This window comes from Actinotalea subterranea (genome assembly GCF_008364845.1).
GTDB classification, from domain to species: Bacteria; Actinomycetota; Actinomycetes; order Actinomycetales; family Cellulomonadaceae; genus Actinotalea; species Actinotalea subterranea.
Genome location: NZ_VTTP01000001.1, coordinates 569529 through 588104, shown reverse-complemented (window position 1 = coordinate 588104; position 18576 = coordinate 569529). Strand labels below are relative to the sequence as shown.

At 72.1% G+C, this 18576-nt stretch carries 11 protein-coding genes; 7 read left to right on the top strand and 4 right to left on the bottom strand.

Annotated elements, in window-relative coordinates:
* The first annotated feature begins 80 nt into the window (after positions 1-80).
* Positions 81-2120, top strand: coding sequence for a Na+/H+ antiporter NhaA (gene nhaA / locus FZ988_RS02605; protein ID WP_149202414.1), 2040 nt, complete (start codon positions 81-83; stop codon positions 2118-2120).
* On the opposite strand, the gene FZ988_RS02600 is transcribed toward nhaA, so the two are convergent.
* Positions 2117-4195: a glycogen debranching N-terminal domain-containing protein gene (locus FZ988_RS02600; protein ID WP_149202413.1), complete on the bottom strand. Its 2079-nt coding sequence runs from the start codon at positions 4193-4195 to the stop codon at positions 2117-2119. The two genes, nhaA and FZ988_RS02600, sit on opposite strands and share 4 nt — an antisense overlap.
* A 194-nt stretch (positions 4196-4389) precedes the next feature.
* On the opposite strand from FZ988_RS02600, the gene FZ988_RS02595 reads away from it, so the two are divergent.
* From FZ988_RS02595 to FZ988_RS02575, 5 genes are read left to right on the top strand one after another with little or no spacing between them, the layout of a single operon-like run.
* Complete coding sequence (locus FZ988_RS02595) at positions 4390-5655, top strand: ABC transporter substrate-binding protein (RefSeq protein ID WP_246169114.1); 1266 nt, start codon at positions 4390-4392, stop codon at positions 5653-5655.
* Positions 5656-5711: 56 nt separating this feature from the next.
* Positions 5712-6674 carry a carbohydrate ABC transporter permease gene (locus FZ988_RS02590; protein WP_149202548.1) on the top strand — a complete coding sequence of 321 codons (963 nt, stop codon included), beginning with the start codon at positions 5712-5714 and terminating at the stop codon, positions 6672-6674.
* Positions 6671-7522: a carbohydrate ABC transporter permease gene (locus FZ988_RS02585; RefSeq protein ID WP_149202412.1), complete on the top strand. Its 852-nt coding sequence runs from the start codon at positions 6671-6673 to the stop codon at positions 7520-7522. Before FZ988_RS02590 ends, FZ988_RS02585 begins: the two co-directional genes overlap by 4 nt.
* Positions 7519-8571, top strand: a complete 1053-nt coding sequence (locus tag FZ988_RS02580; protein ID WP_149202411.1) for a LacI family DNA-binding transcriptional regulator — start codon at positions 7519-7521, stop codon at positions 8569-8571. Before FZ988_RS02585 ends, FZ988_RS02580 begins: the two co-directional genes overlap by 4 nt.
* 43 nt (positions 8572-8614) lie before the next feature.
* Positions 8615-12592 carry a sugar-binding protein gene (locus FZ988_RS02575; protein ID WP_149202410.1) on the top strand — a complete coding sequence of 1326 codons (3978 nt, stop codon included), beginning with the start codon at positions 8615-8617 and terminating at the stop codon, positions 12590-12592.
* Between the two features lie 99 nt (positions 12593-12691).
* Here the strand turns inward: FZ988_RS02575 and FZ988_RS02570 are convergent, their stop codons facing one another.
* Positions 12692-13999: an endo-1,4-beta-xylanase gene (locus FZ988_RS02570; protein WP_246169111.1), complete on the bottom strand. Its 1308-nt coding sequence runs from the start codon at positions 13997-13999 to the stop codon at positions 12692-12694.
* A 179-nt stretch (positions 14000-14178) separates the two neighbouring features.
* Positions 14179-15207: a type I glyceraldehyde-3-phosphate dehydrogenase gene (gene gap / locus FZ988_RS02565; RefSeq protein WP_149202408.1), complete on the bottom strand. Its 1029-nt coding sequence runs from the start codon at positions 15205-15207 to the stop codon at positions 14179-14181.
* 102 nt (positions 15208-15309) lie between these two features.
* Between gap and FZ988_RS02560 the strand changes: the two genes are divergently transcribed.
* Positions 15310-15882 (top strand): TetR/AcrR family transcriptional regulator, encoded by a 573-nt coding sequence (locus FZ988_RS02560; RefSeq protein ID WP_149202407.1) that lies wholly within the window; start codon positions 15310-15312, stop codon positions 15880-15882.
* Positions 15883-15927: 45 nt separating this feature from the next.
* On the opposite strand, the gene FZ988_RS02555 is transcribed toward FZ988_RS02560, so the two are convergent.
* Complete coding sequence (locus FZ988_RS02555; RefSeq protein ID WP_149202406.1) at positions 15928-18549, bottom strand: cellulase family glycosylhydrolase; 2622 nt, start codon at positions 18547-18549, stop codon at positions 15928-15930.
* Positions 18550-18576 lie beyond the last annotated feature (27 nt).

The following is an 18576-nucleotide window of genomic DNA, read 5'->3' as shown; positions in this document are numbered from 1 at the left end:
GACCGTCGGTGTGCGGAGCGCCGCCACGGCGCCCGCGAGGGACACCCGCGTCCCGGCACCGCCGCAGGACGGGAGCCGCGATGACCATCGACCAGGACGTCAGGCGCACCGACGACCGCGCACGGCCGGGCCTCACAGTGATCGAGCACTCCCTGGACCCCGAGACCCACGAGACGGACCCGGCCCACCCCTCCCTCACGGAGCGGCTGACCTCGCTCGGCCGGAGCCGGACCAGTGCGCTCCTCCTCGCCGCCGCGAGCCTCGTCGCGGTCCTGTGGGCCAACGTGTCCCACGGCACCTACGCGTCGTTCTGGGAGACGCACCTGCTGTTCGGTCTCGCGGACCTCAGGTTCGAGTTCACGCTCCACGCCCTCGTCAACGACGCGCTCATGGCCGTCTTCTTCTTCACGGTCGGGCTCGAGGTCCGCAAGGAGTTCGCGATCGGCGAGCTCACGAGCCGGTCGCGGGCCGTGGTTCCGGTCGTGGCCGCGCTCGCGGGTCTCGTGATCCCCGCCCTGCTGTACGTGCTCGTCAGCGCCGGGTCCGGGTACGAGCGTGCCTGGGGGGTGGTCATCTCGACCGACACGGCGTTCCTCGTCGGCGCCCTCGCGCTGATCGGGCCGCGTGCGCCCGGCAGGCTCCGCATGTTCCTGCTGGCGCTGGCCGTGGTCGACGACATCGGTGCGCTGAGCATCATCGCCCTCGTCTACACGGAGAACTTCAGCGCCGGGCCGCTCCTGGTCGCTGCCGTCGGGCTGCTCGGCGTGTACCTGACGCGGTACCTGCGCGGCGGTCGCGGGCCCGTGTACGGGACCCTCGCGGTCATCGTCTGGTTCGCGTTCCTCGCCTCCGGTGTGCACCCGACGCTCGCCGGCGTCGCGATCGCCCTCCTCGTGCCCGTCTACCGGCCGAACAGGCGCGATGTCGAGCACGCCCTCGAGCTCGCGCGCACGTTCCGCCAGTCGCCCACCACCGAGTACGCGCGGGCCGCGGCGAACAGCCTCCGGGAGTCCATCTCGATCAACGAGCGGCTCCAGTCCGCGTACGCGCCCTACGTCGCCTACGTCGTGCTCCCGCTGTTCGCGCTCGCCAACGCGGGCGTCCGGATCAGCCCGGACATCCTGGCCGGGGCGGCCCGCTCACCCGTGACCTGGGGCGTCGTCGTCGGCCTCGTGGCGGGCAAGGTCCTCGGCGTGCTCGGCTCGACCGCGCTCATGCGCGTCGCGAAGGTCGGCGACTTCGGTCCCGGCCTGACGCTCGACCGGATCGCCGGCGGCGCCGCGCTGTCCGGCATCGGGTTCACGATCTCGCTGTTCATCGTCGACCTCGCGATCGACGACCCCGCCGTGCAGAACGAGGCCCGCGTGGGTGTCCTCGCCGCGTCCGTCCTCGCGTTCGTGCTCGCCGCGGTCGTCTTCCGTGCGGCCGAGCGGCTCCGGCCCACGCAGGGCCTAGCCCGGACCCTCGTCCGCCCCGTCGACCCGGAGCGCGACCACCTCTTCGGTGCCGTGGACGCGCCGTTCACGATCGTCGAGTACGGCGACTTCCAGTGCGAGTTCTGCCTCAAGGCCTCGGGGTCCATCCAGGAGGTGCACCGCGAGCTCGGTGACCAGCTCAGCTACGTCTGGCGGCACGCGCCGCTGACCAGGTACCACCCCAACGCCCTCGCGGCGGCGGAGGCGTCCGAGGCGGCAGCGCTCCAGGGCAAGTTCTTCGAGATGGAGCGCAGCCTCTTCGCCGACCAGGAGAACCAGCGCCCGTCGGACATCATCCGGCGCGCCCGGGAGCTGGGCCTCGACGTCGACCGGTTCGAGCGGGACCTCACGTCGCCCGAGGTCGCCGCGCGCGTCCGCGACGACATGCTCGACGCCGAGGCGATGGACATCACCGTGGTGCCGACCCTCTTCGTCAACGGCCGGCGCCACACCGGGCCCTACGACGCGCAGTCCCTGATCCGGGCGCTCGCGGAGACGTCCGGCCCCGCGGAGACGGCCGGCCCGGTGGAGACGGCCGGCCCCGCGGAGACGTCCGGCCCGGTGGAGGCGGGCCCGGCGCAGGCTGCCGACCCGGCGGATCCGCCGGTTCCTGCGGCGGGCGACGACGGCGCCGGGTCCCGCTAGGTCACGACGGTGACGCCTGCGGGGGCGGCCAGGACCGTCACGGCGCCGTCGTCGTCGACGCTCACGTCGAGCGGCCCGCCCGGGAGGCGGATCCCCCGCAGGGTGAACGGGCCCAGGATCGAGGGCCGCGGCGGGGCGATCCACACGCGCCCGTCGGGGATGTCGGCGCGGATGCCGAGCGCCGCAGTGACGACGGCGACCGCCGACGCCGCGGACCACGCCTGCGGGCTGCAGGCCGTCGGGTAGGGGAGCGGTCGGGCGAGCGTGCCACCCGGGCCCGACGTGGTCGAGACCCCGCTCCAGAGCTCGGGGAGGCGGTAGTCGAAGTGCTCGCCGGCGGCGATGAGGCCGTGGGCGAGTGCGGCGGCGACCGCGCTGTGCCCGGTGGACGCGAGCCCGCTGACGGCGATCGCCGTGTCGTGCGGCCAGACCGAGCCGTTGTGGTACGAGATCGGGTTGTAGCGAGGCGAGTGCGCCGACAGGGTGCGCAGGCCGAAGCCGGAGTCCAGGTCGCTGCCCGCGAGCCGGTCCGCGATGGCGGCGGACTCGTCCGCGTCGACGATGCCCGTGCCGAGGAGGTGACCCATGTTCGAGGTCACGGCGTCCGCGCGCCGGGTGCGGTCGACCATCGCAACGGCCGGGTACGGGCCACCGGCGCCGCGCGTCCAGAAGTGGGCCGTGAACCGGCGCCGGAGGTCCTGCGCCCACTGCCGCCACTGCGCGGCGCCGGGCTGGTCGAACGCGTCGAGCAGGTCGGCTGCGCCGAGCGCCGCCTGGTGGGCGTACGCCTGCACCTCTGCCAGCGCCACCGTTCCCGGGTGCTCATCCCCGGCTGCGTCGTGGATCGCGTCGCGTGAGTCCTTCCAGCCCTGGTTCGAGAGCCCGGCCGGGTCGGGCCGGTAGTCGACGAAGCCGTCGTGATCCGAGTCGGCGTGCTCCTCGAGCCAGCCGAGGGCCGCGCGCAGGTGGGGCAGCAGCTGCCTCACCGCAGCCTCGTCGGCCCCCCAGCGCCAGGTCTCGGCGAGCAGGACGATCCACAGGCTCGTCGCGTCGGCGGTGCCGAAGTACTTCTCGGGCAGCAGGCGTGCGACGCGCGCCCGGCGGAGCTCGTGGAGGATCTTGCCGGGCTGCTCGGCGGTCACCGGGTCGTGCCGCGTGCCTTGGTGGCGGGCCAGGGCGCGGAGAGTGCCCAGGGCGAGACCGGTGTCGAAGGGCAGGAGCATCCGCGCGGACCAGAGGGAGTCGCGGCCGAACAGGGTCAGGTACCACGGCGCCCCCGCGGAGACGTAGCGGTCCTCCGGGTGGCCGACGTCGGTGCGGACCAGCGCGTAGGCGTCGGCGAGCGAACGTGCGAAGAGCCGGGTGACCGGCTCCGCCGCCTCGAGCGTCACGTGCGGAGGCGCGACGCATGCCGGTGCCGCCAGCTCGCCGACGGCAACCGTCCGGGCCGTGAGCACGCAGGTCGAGCCGGGGGCGAGCTCGACGTCCCAGTCCGCCGCGACGAGGCCGTCGGAGCGAACCGTGAGCGCGGCAGGTGCCGGCTCGAACGAGGTGCGCGCCTGCGCGTCCTCGAGCGGCCAGACGACGTCGCCGCGCTCGGTGACGGAGGGCGTGATCCGGGCGTCCGCCTCACCGGAGCGGGCGGTGGACACCGTGGTGCCGTCGCTGCCGAGGGTCAGGGCCACGGTCGTGCTCATGGGGGTGGTCGAGGCGGAGCGGAGCTCGATGTGCTCGAGGAGCCCGTCGGCGTCGAGGGTTCGCCTCCGGGTCACCGAGAGCTGGGGGTCCCCGTCGAGACCGAAGTCGGCGGCGGAGGTGGCGATCCCGGCGACGACCGACGTGAACTCCGCCGAGCCGGGGCCCGTGTACGCGGTCGCGAGGTGCTCGGGTCGTTGCCCTCCCACGGTCAGCGTCGCGGACGAGAGGACGCGGCGGTCGTCGAGGAAGTAGCCCTCGATCGCCGTGACACCGACGTCGCCTCCCTGGTCGGAGAGCACGGTGCCGGGTGCGTTGACGAGTGTGGCGAGGGTGGACAGGCGGGGCTGCCGGCCCGGTGCGGACGGCGACTCTGGCATCGGGACACCCTTGCTCTCGGCGGGCCACGGCTCCCGTGGCGGTCGGCGCGATATTACCGCTCAAATCCACGTTGCCCAGGGCTTGTGTTTGACCGCTCAAATCCCTACGGTTCAGATCTGTCACCGCAGCAGGCGGTCGTCCACCACGAGCGGTGGCCGCCCGCGACCCACCTCGGACCCAATGGAGTGTCTTCGTGAAGCACACACGGAAGTTCGCCGTCGGCGCGGTTCTCGCAGCCGCCGTCGGCATGGTCGCCGGCTGTTCCGGCGACGCGGAGCAGGCGCCGGCCGAAGGGTCGGAGGGGTCGGGCCGCGGACCGATCACCTTCGCCCAGGGCAAGGACACCACCGGCAAGCTCCAGACCGTCATCGACGGCTGGAACGCCGACCACCCCGACGAGGAGGTCACGTTCATCGAGCTGGCTGAGGCGGCGGACGAGCAGCGCACCGCCCTGGTCCAGGACTTCCAGGCCGGTGCCGGGACCTACGACGTCGCAGGGCTCGACGTGGTGTGGACAGCCGAGTTCGCGGCGCGGGACTGGCTGGTCCCGCTCGACGACATCGACACGACCGGGCTGTTCGAGTCGACCGTCGACTCCGGCACCTACGACGGCACGCTCTACGCCGCGCCGTACAACACGAACGCCGGCTTCCTGTACTACCGCACGGACCTGGTCGAGACCCCGCCCACCACCTGGGCCGAGCTCGAGGACGCCTGCGACATCGCCGTCGCGAACGAGATCGACTGCTACGCCGGGCAGTTCGCGCAGTACGAGGGACTCACCGTCAACTTCTCCGAGGCCGTGAACTCCGCGGGCGGCTCCGTGATCGACGAGAACGGCGAGGTCACGGTCGACACGCCTGAGGCGAAGGCCGGCCTCCAGTTCCTCGTGGACGGCTTCGAGTCGGGAACGATCCCGGCGGAGGCCATCACCTACCAGGAGGAGGAGGGCCGCCGGGCGTTCCAGGCGGGGAACCTGCTGTTCCTGCGCAACTGGCCCTACGTGCACGGTCTCGCCACCCAGGAGGGTGCGGACTCCGTCGTGCAGGACACGATCGGCATCGCCCCGCTCCCGGGCGCCGACGGTCTCGGCGCATCGACCCTCGGCGGCTACAACCTGGCGATCTCGAAGGCGTCGGAGAACCAGCAGACGGCCAAGGACTTCATCACCTACCTCGAGTCCGAGGAGGTCCAGCGCACGCTCCTGACCGAGCTCTCGTTGCCCCCGGTGCGCAGCTCCCTGTACGACGACGCGGCGCTCCAGGCGGACGTGCCGTACCTGGCGACCCTCAAGTCCGCCCTCGAGAACGCCGTCGCCCGCCCGAAGGCGGTCGCCTACAGCGAGCTGAGCACGCTGATCTCGACCGAGGTCTACGAGGCTCTCCAGGGTTCGGTCACCGTCGACGAGGCGCTGTCCGGCCTGCAGGAGGACCTCCAGGACGTCGTCGACGCATCGTGAGGACGAGGGTGAAGGCAGGGCGAGCCGTGCTCGACGACGTGGTGAGGCACCCGGACATGACGCTCGAAGGAGCACCTGACCCACGGACGCGCACGCAGGCCGCACCGGACGGGGCACGCGCCGGGGGAGCGCGTCGACGGCCGGGCCGCTCACGAGAAGGACGGTTCGCGTTCTGGCTCGTCCTGCCCACCCTGATCGTCCTCGCCGGGGTCATCGGCTACCCGGTGGTGCGAGCCGTCGTCCGGTCGCTCTACGACGACCCGGTCGGCCGGACGCCGGAGTTCATCGGTCTCGGCAACTACGCCGAGGCGGTCGTCGGGTCCGGCGCGGAGGACTTCTGGGCGGCGCTGAGCACCACGATGTTCTTCACGGGCACGACGGTGGTCCTCGAGCTGGTCATCGGCATGGCGATGGCCCTGGTGATGAACCGCGCCTTCCGCGGACGCTCCATCGTCCGGGCGGTCGTCCTGGTGCCCTGGGCGATCCCGACGGCGGTCTGCGCCGTGCTGTGGAGGTGGACGTTCGACGCCAACGGCATCGTCAACCACCTCATCGGGCAGCAGGTCCTGTGGACCGGCTCCGAGTGGCCGGCGAAGTGGGCGATCGTCTTCGCGGACACGTGGAAGACGGCACCGTTCATCGCGCTTCTCGTCCTCGCCGGGCTCCAGACGATCTCGCAGGAGATCTACGAGGCGGCGCGGGTCGACGGCGCCGGCCCGGTCCGCCGGTTCGTGAGCATCACGCTCCCGCTGGTCCGCCCGGCGATCGTGGTCGCGGTGCTCTTCCGCATGCTCGACGTGCTGCGCATCTACGACCTGCCGCAGATCTTCACGCACGGCGCGAACGACACGCGGACCCTGTCGATGCTCGTCGTCGAGGAGTCGATCGGGAACCTGAAGGCGGGCATGGGCAGCGCGCTGTCGACCCTGACCTTCCTGATCGTGTTCCTGGTCGCCCTGGTCTACATCCGGGTGCTCGGCGCACGTGTGCTGAACGGACGCGACGGAGGTGCGGCATGAGCGGGACATGGACGTCGAGGGTGCGGCGGTGGGCCGCCTCGGCCTCGTTCGCCGTGGGTGTGGCCCTGCTCGTGGTGTTCTGCCTGGCGCCCTTCTACTGGATGCTCGTCTCGGGCCTGAAGAGCCCGACCGCGATCTTCAACAACGACCTGCTCCCGACGACCGCGTCGCTCGAGAACTTCGCCGCGGTCTTCTCGGGCCGCAACCAGTTCTCGCGGGCCCTGCTGAACTCCGTGGTCGTCGCGGGCGTGACGACTCTCACCGCGATGATCGTGGGGGTGTCGACGGCGTACGCCCTGACGAGGCTCGTATTCCCGGGCCGGACGGTCATCCTCGCGCTCATCCTGGCCGCGTCCATGTTCCCCGGTGTCGCGATCCTGACGCCCCTCTACGAGCTGTTCGCCGACCTCGGGTGGATCAACACGTACCAGGCGATGGTCGTGCCCGACATCTCCTTCGCGCTGCCGCTGGCGATCTGGACGCTGACCGCGTTCTTCCGCGAGATGCCGTGGGAGCTCGAGCAGGCCGCCAAGGTGGACGGGGCCAACCCGTTCCAGGCGTTCCGGCTCATCATCCTGCCGCTTGCCGCGCCCGGCGTGTTCACGACGACCATCCTGGTGTTCATCGCCGCCTGGAACGAGTACCTCATCGCCTCGAACGTCTCGATCGACGCGTCCACGTCCCCTGTCACGGTGGCCATCGCCAAGTTCACCGGCTCCTCGCAGTTCGAGCAGCCGTTCGGCACGCAGATGGCCGCCGGCGTGGTCGCGACGATCCCGTTGGTGATCATGGTGCTGCTGTTCCAACGCCGGATCGTCGAAGGACTCACCGCGGGAGGTCTCAAATGAGCACGCCGGGCAAGACGGTGCCGGAGCGTCGACCCACGCTCCAGTCGATCGCCGCGATGGCAGGGGTCTCGCACCAGACCGTCTCCAACGTGCTCAACGCGCCGGACAGGGTGGCCGAGCACACCCGCGCGCGCGTCCTCGACGTCATCGAGCAGCTGAACTACCGGCCCAACGAGACGGCCCGCTCGCTCGCTCGCCGCTCGACCCGCCTGATCTCCTTCCACATCGGCGCGGGGCACCACAACGAGGCGTCCATGCTCGACCCGTTCATGCGCGAGCTCGCCAAGGTGGGCGCCGAGCACGCCTATCGCGTGGTCCTCGACATCGCCGGCGACGAGGACGAGGACCAGATCGCCTCGTACGAGGAGCTGCACGCGCGGCGCTCGGTCGACGGGGTCGTGATCCCCGAGACCCACGTCGGTGACACGCGGCCCGCCTGGCTCGTCGAGCACGGCATGCCGACCGTGGCCTTCGGCCGCCCGTGGGCCGACCCGGACCCACGGCACTCGTGGGTCGACGTCGACGGCGGCCACGGCATGCGCCTCGTCGCCGAGCACCTCCTGCAGACCGGGCACGAGCGGATCGCGTACGTCGGCCCGCCCCGGAACCGCGGCATGGAGGACGACCGGCTCGACGGGCTGCTCGCCGGCCTCGTCGACTCGGGTGTCGAGCCGGACCCGGCGCTCCACCTCGTCGTCGAGTCGCCCTCCGGTCTGCGGCAGGCGCTCCCGGCCCTGCTCGCCGACCACCGGCCGACCGCGCTGGCGTGCCGTGACGACGCGTTCGCGTTCGAGGCGATCCAGGTGCTCGACGAGCTCGGGCTGCGCCCGGGGGAGGACGTCGCGGTCACCGGCTTCGACGACTCCGACCTCGCGCGGATCTGCCGCCCGCAGATCACCTCCGTCGCGCAGCCCATCCGCGAGGTCGCGGAGCTCATCTGGGAGTCCCTCCTCGCACAGCTCGCAGGCACTGCCGAAGCCCCCCTGCGACGGCTCACCCTGCCTCGGCTCGTGACCCGTGACTCCACGACGACGTGGAGCCCTGCCTAGCGTCTTGCCCGCCCCGACCAGGCATCGTTCAAAGGAGAACAGCATGAAGAGGACCGGCGCGTGGGTGTTCGTGTCCGCGCTCGTGGTGGGCGCGCTCGCGCTGCCACCCGTCGCCTACGGGTCCCCGGCCCCGGCCGCGGCCGCCGTCGACCCGTCACCGCTCGTGGTCGAGACCGCCGCCCTGCCTTCCGGGGCGGGCGCGGCAGGGGCCCTGGACCTGACCGCCGTCGGTGGGGTCGACTGGGTCCACGTCACGGGGAGCGGCACGGAGCGCAAGGCGGCGACGCCGTCGATCGAGATCACCAACCTCGCCCCGGACAGCCCGATCGGCACCCTGACGGACAGCCCGTACCGGTACGAGTGGTCCGACGGGACGCCGACGACGACGGCCACCGGTCTCACGACCGGCGGCGTGTTCGGCGACGGCCGGACGACGACAGGGCCCGTGGACCTCGACGCGGGCTACCGGGTCGCCGTCCCCGCCGCGGACACGGTCCGCCGTCTGGTCGTCGTCGGCGGCATCTGGCAGGCGGGTGCCACCGTCTCGGTCGCGCCGACGGGCATCTCCGCACCGGTCTACGAGACGCAGGTCACCGCGTCCGACGAGGCGAAGGTGCGCACGTACACGGTCACGCTGCGCCCGGGCGAGGGTGCGGTGCTCACCGCGCGCCTGACGGAGAAGCTCCATGCGGACGGGAACGTCTCGTTCGCGGCGGCGACGCTCCAGGCCGTCGACCCGAGCGCGGCCGGCATGTCGCTCGCGTCCGAGGCGCCGCCGCAGACGATGGACCTCACGTCCGCGGGCAGTATCGACTGGCTGCACCTCGCCGGCCCCACGATCAACCGTTCTGCGACCGGCAGCGGAGCGCTCGCGGTCGCCAACCGTGCGGCGGGCACGGCGATCCGTACCCAGAGCGACAACCCGGTGGTCTACCGCTGGACCAACGGCACGCCTCTCGCCGAGCAGGCGGGGACCCGTACCGGTGGCGTGTTCCTCGCCGACAGCACGGACTTCACCCGACCGTACGGGTGGGACCTCACCGTCGAGGCGGACGACCGCGAGCGGACGCTCCAGCTCGTCACGGGCGTCTGGCAGGCGTCGGCGGTGATCTCGGTCTACCGCAACGGTGAGAGCACCCCCGAGGTCGTGAGCGCACCGATGTCCGCCGCGGGGACCCCGGTCTCCCAGCTGCTCACCCTCACGCTCCCCGCGGGCGACAGCGCGCTCATCACGGGCCAGCTGACCGGGCGGACGAACAGCAACGGGAACATCACGCTGGCGGGCGTCACCCTGGACGAGTCACCGGCGCCCGCCGAGGCGCTCCGGCTGCTCCTGGACGAGGTCGCCGGCACCGACCTCGTCGAGGCCGACGCGGCAGGGATCGCCCAGCTCGAGCGCGAGGTCGCGGCCGCCGAGGCGTTGCTCGCTGACGGTGGCGCCGACGTCGCTGCGCTCCGGCTGCAGCACGTCTTCCTCGAGGCCGCGTTCCGCGAGGTCCTCGGCTCGGTCACCCGCCCGGAGTACGCCTTCCAGTCGAGCCCGGAGCTGGTCTCCTCCTTCGGGTGGGAGGGGGACCGCCATGCACCGATCGCGTACATCGACGGCAGCTACCGCCTGCGGGACCGCGGGGACCTGATGGTGACCTTCGGCGTGCCGTCGATCCCCGGGAAGATCGAGTGGCGCAACGCCGAGGGCTACCTCCCGGCGTTCATCAGCGAGTACAGCAAGCGCGGCCTGGACGTCCGGGTCCAGAGCTTCGCCGACGAGGTGACGATCGACGGCAACCGCTTCGAGATCGCCTACTCCCGGATGACGACCACGAACACGACCGCGAGCGAGATGCGCCTCCCGGTCGTCTCCGAGGAGCTGGTCCCGCTCGACGACGCCGCGTCGCGCACCGTGGTCGGGCCGGGAGAGACAGTCGTGCGCGACTTCGCGATCGCCGCCGACCGGTTCAACGGCACCTACGCGTGGCCCACGGGCGCACAGGTCGCGGCGCTCGGCGGCTATGACGAGCACTACGCGCACATGCGCGACTACTGGAACACCAGGCTCGCTGCCATCGCCGACATCACGGCGCTGCCGAACCCGGAGCTCATCGACGCGTACAAGGCCGGCTACATCTACACGCTGCTCATCCGTGACGACATCGACGGGAACAAGCAGCTGCACGTCGGTGAGAACGGGTACGACATCATGTTCGACCACGACACGATCGGCATCGTCGCGACGCTGCTGACGATCGGCGACTTCACGTACGCGAAGGACTACCTCGCGACGTTGCCGGCCCAGCTGCAGTACGACGACGCGAAGTGGAAGTACAGCTGGCCGTTCGCGCTGTACCTGCAGCGCACCGGGGACGTCGACTTCATCCGGTCGCAGTTCGAGAACATCAAGAAGCAGACGCACATGGTCGAGACGGACCGCATCGACGGCGGCACCGGGATCATGAAGCAGACCAACGCCATCGACAGCCTGGGCTACTGGACGATCGACAACTGGTCGGCCCTGGCGGGCCTGACGACGTACCGCTACCTGGCGGAGAGCCTCGGCGAGACCGAGGAGGCGGCGTGGGCGCAGGCCGAGTACGACGACCTCCTCGGTGTCGCCACCGGCAGGCTCCAGCAGACGATCGACGAGTTCGGGCTGGACTACATCCCGATCTCGATGGTCGAGCCCAACGAGACCGGCCCGCGCAGCGACCCGCGGGACGCGAACTGGGCGTCCATGTTCCTGTTCGGCCGGTGGGCGTGGGACGGGTACCTGTTCGGTGCCGACCAGTCGGGTCTGATGCTGGACTGGATCGACCAGACCTACGCGCACGGCTTCGAGCGACGTGCGGAGGTCTCGGACACGATCCACAACTTCGGCGGGTATCCCCACGGGTTCTACTCGAGTGCGTACAACGCCGGCTACGGCAGCTCGGCGCTGCGCGGGGAGCAGTTCCGCGACTCCGGCATCAGGGCCTACGAGTTCATGATCGACAAGGCGCAGAGCGGTCCCTTCGGCTGGTGGGAGGGCGTCGACTACCCGGCCGCGAGCTCACCCTGGAGCATCGACCACGCTGCGGGCGGTGGAGGCTCCAACCAGCACATGTGGGGCCAGTCCACCGCCACGAAGGTGCTCTTCGACTCCCTGATCGCGCAGCGGTCGGACGGGACCGTGATCATCGGCCGCGGGATCCCGCAGGACTGGCTCACCACCGGCTCCACGGTGGCGCTCGACCGCTACCCGGTCCTCGACGACGGGCGCGTCGGCTTCTCGATGAGCTCGACCGGGACGGACCTCACCGTCGACCTCACGGGCGACGTCGGCGCCGTGGAGGCCTTCAGCATCGAGCTCATCGGCCTCAAGGACAACATCGCACGCGTCTCCACCCCCGGGGCGAGCGTCGACGAGGCCGCGGGCGTCGTCCGGGTCCCTGCCGACGCGGGCACCGTGACGATCAGCATGCGGCACGAGGTCGGCGCGGAGGGGGAGCCGCTCGCGGCGAGCATCGAGGGGACCGCGAAGGTCGGCGAGACGCTCCACGCGCGTGTCACGGACGGCTGGACGCCGGCCTCGTACCAGTGGACCCGTGACGGTGAGCCCCTCACCTCGGCGACCGGGGCGGACTACCGCCTCGACGCGGCCGACGCCGGCGCGATGATCGGCGTCCGCGTCGAGGCGAGCCGACCGGGGTGGTCGGACGCCGAGGCGGAGGCGACCGCCGTCGGGCCTGTCGCGCCGTCGCTCCACGTGACCGTCGGGGCGGACGCGCGATGCGTGGGCTGGACCGTGTGGCTGGGGGTGACCGTGACCAACGCGGACACCACCCGCGTCGACGCTCGAGTCTCGACCGAGTACGGCACGAAGACGCTGCGCAACGTGCGACCCGGCAGGAGCGTCTCGCGCGTCTTCCCGACGTGGCAGCGGTGGGTGCCCGGCGGCTCGGTCCGGGTGGAGGTGAAGCCGGCGTTCGGCGGCCACGGCGCCGGGCAGGCCATGACCGCCAGGTACCCCGCCGTGTCCTGCCGGTGACGGCACGCGAGCGGTGAGGCCGGCGTCCGCGCGGCCGGCGGCCCGAGCGGTCGCCGGCCGCGCGGACCGCCGGGACCCGCTCGGGCCGGCCTCGGACCGTCAGACGGGCGAGACCTCGACGGCCCGCGGGCCCTGGGCCCCGAGCTCGAACGCTGCCGAGCGGCCGCCGACCTCGACCCGGTACGTCCCCGCGAACCCCTCGACGCGCACGCGTCCGGCGTCGTCGGTGCGCACGGTCGTGGGCGCGAGCCACCAGTCCTCCTTGACCAGCCGGCGCAGCGCGTCGTACGCGGGCTTGGGTGTCCCGTCGGTCCGCACGAGGCCCGCCGGGGCGCCGAGCCAGGCGCCGTCGTCGGAGATGCCCCAGTAGGTGAACGCCTCGACGGACGGGTGGGCCATGAGCGTCGTGCAGTGCCGCACGAGCTCGTCGGCCTGGCGGGCCTCGCCGTCGGGCGTCGAAGGCCAGGAGGGCACCTGGTAGTCGTTGAGGTCCACGATCTCCGGCGGCATGAGGTCGCCCGAGACGAGCGTGGTCTCGGTCAGGTGCAGGGGCAGGCCGAAGCGCGCGAACCGCTCGAGGACGGCCTGCGTCTTCTCCTCGCCCCAGTAGCCCTGGTGCATGTGGCTCTGCAGGCCGAGGGCGTCGATCCGCACGCCCGCCTCGAGGCACTCCTCGACGAGCTGCTCGTACGCGGGCGACAGGTTGAAGTCGTTGAGCAGGAGCGTCACCGACGGGTCGGCAGCGCGCGCCGTGTCGAACGCGAGCCGCACGATGCCGACGCGGCCGAGCCGCTGGGCGAGCGGCGTGACGGCGTTCTCCTCCGCGGTGAACACCGGCATGATCACGACCTCGTTGATCGCGTCCCACACCGTGACGGCCCCCGCCATGTCCGTCACGTCGCGCGTGATGCGGTCGCGGACTGCCCGCTCGACCTCGTCGGTCGGCAGGCCGAGCAGCCACGACGGGGCGAGCGTGTGCCACACGAGCGGGTGGCCCTTGACCGTGACGCCGCGCTCGGCGAACCACTGGGCGGCGCGGCGCAGGCGGACCGTGTCGGGGCGGCCGCGCTCCGGCTCGAAGGCGCGCCAGTAGAAGGGCAGCGTGGCCATGTTGAACACGTCGAGCCACAGCTCGGCGAGGTGCTCGGCCTGCTCGGGGGCGGCGCTGCCGACCTCGTGGTGCATCGCGGCGTCGTCGTCACCTGCACCTGCGGGCCGTCCCGTCTCGCCGTTGGCGAGGCCGATGAGGTCGAACCCGATGTTGCCGAAGCCGAAGGCGTGCCGCACCTGCTCGACCCGCACCTCCTGGTCGGCGAGCGGCCGGCCGTCGGGCCCGACGAGCGTGACGTCGGTTCCGACCACGCGGTGCGCGAGGGCTGACGGGACGGGGGTGGTGACGGTCTGCACAGTGGTCCTCTCGGCGGCGAGCAGTGGCGAGCGGTGGCGGGCCGTGCGCGTCGGGCCTCGCCCGCCGCGCACCGGGTTCCCCGAGGAATCGTCCACCATCCGGCGTGCGGCCGGGTGGCGACGCGGCGGGGTGGGCGAGGAGCGTGCGCTCGCCCACCCCGCCCGTCACGGGAGCGCCGTCACCGGCTCGCGATGAGCTCCGCCGTGTCGAGGAGACGGTTGGTGAAGCCCCACTCGTTGTCGTACCAGCCGAGGACCTTGACCGTCCGGCCGACGACCGTGGTCAGCGGGGCGTCGATGATCGCGCTCGCGGGGTTGCCGACGATGTCGCTCGAGACGATCGGGTCCTCGTTGTACGCGAGCACGCCGGCGAGGGGCCCGCCCGCGGCCGCCCGGAACGCGGCGTTGACCTCCTCGACCGTGACGTCGCGGGACGCGGTGACGGTGAGGTCCGTGACGGATCCCGTGAGCACCGGTACGCGGAGCGCGAAGCCGGACAGTCGACCGTCGAGCTCGGGCAGCACCTTGCCGATGGCCTTGGCGGCGCCGCTGCTCGTGGGGACGATGTTGTTCGCGGCCGCGCGGGCCCGGCGCAGGTCGCGGTGCGGGCCGTCCTGGAGGTTCTGGTCGGCGGTGAACGCGTGCACGGTCGTCATGACGCCGCTCTCGATGCCCACGGCGTCGTCGAGCACCTTGGCCATGGGGGCGAGGCAGTTGGTGGTGCATGACGCGTTCGACACCACGTGGTGCAGCGCGGGGTCGTAGAGGTGGTCGTTGATGCCCATGACGATCGTGAGGTCGTCACCGCTGGCGGGGGCGCTGACGAGGACCTTGCGGGCGCCGGCTGCGAGGTGCGCGGCGGCTGCGGCGCGGGTCGTGAACCTGCCGGTGGACTCCACCACGAGGTCGACGCCGCGGTCGCCCCAGGCGAGGGCGGCGGGGTCGCGCTCCGCCGTCACCTGGACCCTGCGACCGCCGACGACGAGCGCGTCCCCGTCGACCTCGACCTCGACGCCGAGCCGGCCGTAGGCGGTGTCGTAGCGGAGCAGGTGGGCGAGGGTGGCTGCGTCGGTGAGGTCGTTGACCGCGACGATCTCCAGGTCGCTGCCCCTGGTCAGGGCGGCGCGGACGAGGCTGCGTCCGATGCGGCCGAAGCCGTTGATGCCGATGCGCACGATGAGTCCGATCTCCTCGTGGGGCGGCGTCATCGCGGGGGCTCGGCCGCCCGGTGAAATGGAACCGATCGGTTCCGCATGGCAGACGGTACCGATCGTTTCCGTCTGGGGCAAGGGGCTCGTACCCTGGGGACCGTGGCGACCCATGCGCGCGAACGCCTCCTCGACACCGCCGAGGACCTCTTCTACGCGCAAGGCGTCCGCGCGACCGGCATCGAGCAGATCCTCGCGACCAGCGGGGTCGGACGGGCGTCCTTCTACCGGCACTTCGCGAGCAAGGACGACCTGGTCGTCGCCGTGCTGCGCCGACGGCGGGAGCGCTGGGCGACCGTCTCGGAGCCGCGCATGAGGGCGCTCGGCGGCCACCCCCTCGTGCTGTTCGACGTGCTCGCCGAGCGCCTCGAGGAGACCGGCTACCGCGGCTGCGCCTTCCTCAACACGCTCGTGGAGATCCCCGACGCCGACGAGCCCGCGCACCGCGAGGCGATGGACCACAAGGAGGACGTGCGCGCCTTCATCGCCGAGCTCCTCGCGGCGCACGGGTTCCGCGACGACGGCCAGGGGCTCTCGCGCAGCCTCCTCATGCTCTACGACGGCGCGAGCGTCGTCGGCCTGCGCGAGCGGTCGCCGAGGGCGGCGCACGACGCGCGGGCCGTCGCCGAGGTGCTGCTGGCCACCGCGCCCCGGTCGGCGCAGGTCGACGCCTGACGTGCGGGCGGCGCCCGCCGCTCCCAGCGCCCGCCGCCCGCGCCCTCAGCGCTCGATGCGCAGGATCGCGCTGCGCCACGTCTCGATCTCGACGCGCACGCCGCGGTCCCACAGGTCGGCCGAGGTGCCGTCGTACACCGTGGTGCCGGACTCGTCGACGAGTCGGAGCGGTCCGTCTCCCGGGATCCGCGGGTGCACCCGCACGCGTCCAGGGCTGCGCTCGTCGCGCCGGTAGACGAGCAGGTGCGCGGGGCCCGTCACGAGCTGGACGCCGGGGCTCGTGCGCCGGTCGACCTGGACGCCCGCGCCCGTGAGGAACGACGCCAGCGCCGTGGCACCCAGCTGCTCCATGTCGTCGACCCAGAGCACGGGCACGTCGAGGTCGTCGCGCTCGAGGACCGACCTGACGCGCTCGTCCAGGTTGCGCCGGTCCACCACCACGGCGTCGTAGTCGAACGACGCGGAGAGCCCGTCGACCTGCTCGAGGCCGGACGGCACCTGGGTGAGCAGCCTGTCGATGACCTCGTCGTCCGTGAGCAGGTGGAACGGGCCCAGGTGCAGGTCGAGCGCGAGCCTGACGAACGGCACGGCCGACCAGTTGTGCCCGTTGGAGATGGGCGCCGCCGCCGGGTTCTGGACGACGGCGACGCGCGCACCTCGCCAGCTCACGGGCCCGGCCGCGTACACGGGTGAGAAGCGGCGGTAGTGGCGGGCGAACGACTCGACGAACGGCACGTAGTCGTTGGCGTTGTGCCACAGCGACCAGTGGAGCTGACCCGCGGCGCCGGCGGCGTAGTACTGCACCATGCCGGCCTCCATCATGAGGTCGGCCGCCTCGACCTTGTCCATGTCGGGCAGGAACGACTCGAAGCCGTAGTGGCCGCCCTCGCCGTTGTACACGGGCACGGATGAGGTGGAGTACGGGGCGAACAGCGAGGCGATCGCGTGGCTGAACACGGCGTCGACGTCGCGTGCGAGCCAGGGCGAGTGCCGGTCGGGGGCGTCGTCGCGCGTCGGCACGGGGGCGTTCGGCAGGTAGTGGTGCGGCGCGGTCCCGTCGACGCCGAACGGCACCTGCCAGGTCGGTGCGGCCGTCGAGACGTCGTGGCCGTACGCGGGCGGCATCGTGAACGTCAGCCGCTCGGGGTCGCCGGCCTTGACGGCCGCCGCGCACCGCTCGGTCACGTGGCGCCAGTTCGACTGGATCGACATGTAGGCGTCGTGCGGCTCGTTGTGCGGGATCTCGACACCCAGGACGGCGGGGTCGTCCTTGAAGTGCGCGGCGATCCAGCGGTGGCTGTCGAGCAGGGTCGCGAGGTGCTCGGGGTTCGACATGTCGAGCTCGCCGCGCTCGGTCGGTGACGGCGCGAGGTAGGCGATGGCCGTCCCCGGCTTCCCCGTGCCGGCGTCCTGGGCGACGCCGCCGATCCAGTAGTCGTACGGGTCCACGGGGCCACGGTGCCAGTCGATGATGGTGCGGACACCGTGCTTGCCGGCGCGTTCGACGAAGTGGTCGAGCATCGCCATCCACTCGGTGTTCAAGCCGTGCGCGGCGATCTCACCGGCCCACGCCTCGTCGTCGGGGAACACGCCCCGGGCGGCCTGGACCATGCCCAGGTTCATGGGGACGCGTACGGCCCCGAGCCCCCACGAGGCCATGACGGCGATGTCGCTGTCGAGCCCGCTCCAGCTCGCGCGGCGCGGGTAGCTGAGCATGAACAGGTCGTAGTTGAAGCCCGTGAAGCCGAAGGGCGCGTCGCCGGCCATGAGGCGCCCCTCGACGACGCGCAGGGGGGCGAGCGCCTGCGGTGCCCGTACGTCGACGGCGAACTCCTGACGTGCGCCGAGGTGGTCGACGGTGACGACGGCGCTGCCCGCGCCCACGGGCACGAGGTACCCGTACTCGTCGACGGTGAGCACCGCGGGGTCGCTCGACACGAGGTCGCTGTGCTGGGTGACGTCCCGGGTGCTCCCGTCCTCGTACGTCGCGCGCACCGTGAGGGGGACGAGGTCCTCGTCGTCCGTCAGGACGACCGGCAGGCCCGCGGTCGTGAGGGAGGCGGGAACCACGGGCGTGACGGTGTGCTCGACCCTGATGTCGTCGAGCAGGAGCGCCCCGGCCAGGTTGCCGCCCGTCAGGTGGTCCTTCCACACCTGGATCTGCATGGTCACCGCGTCCTCGAAGCCGGCGATGCCGTTCCACGCGGTGACCTCGACGTCCTGCCAGGTGCTCGAGCCGGGCGTCACCGCGGCGTAGCCCTGGCGCAGCGTCCGGTCGCCGCTCACGAGCCGCACCGTCACCCGCGACACGTTCTCCGCGCGCACCTTCATGGTCACGCGCGTGACGTCGAGGTGGTCGAGCGTCTTGACGAGCCCGCCGTAGCGGCCTCCGGCCGAGAAGTCGGTGTCCAGGCGGCCGTACCAGCCTCCGACGGGGGCGCCCTCGGCGACCCGCGTGAACGCGGTCCGGGAGCCGCCGTACTCGGCGCCGACCGTGATGCTCCAGGGCTCGTGCCTGGACTCGAAGTGGCCCAGCACGTCCGTCCAGGTCGTCGGGGCGGAGGTCGTCGCGGCCGCTGCTGCGGGCCCGGGGTTGAGAACCGTCGTGGCGACCACCGCGCCGAGGCCCTTGAGGACGGTGCGTCGCGTCATGTCCAGGTGCTGCATCGGTGCATCTCCCTGTGTCGGTCCCGG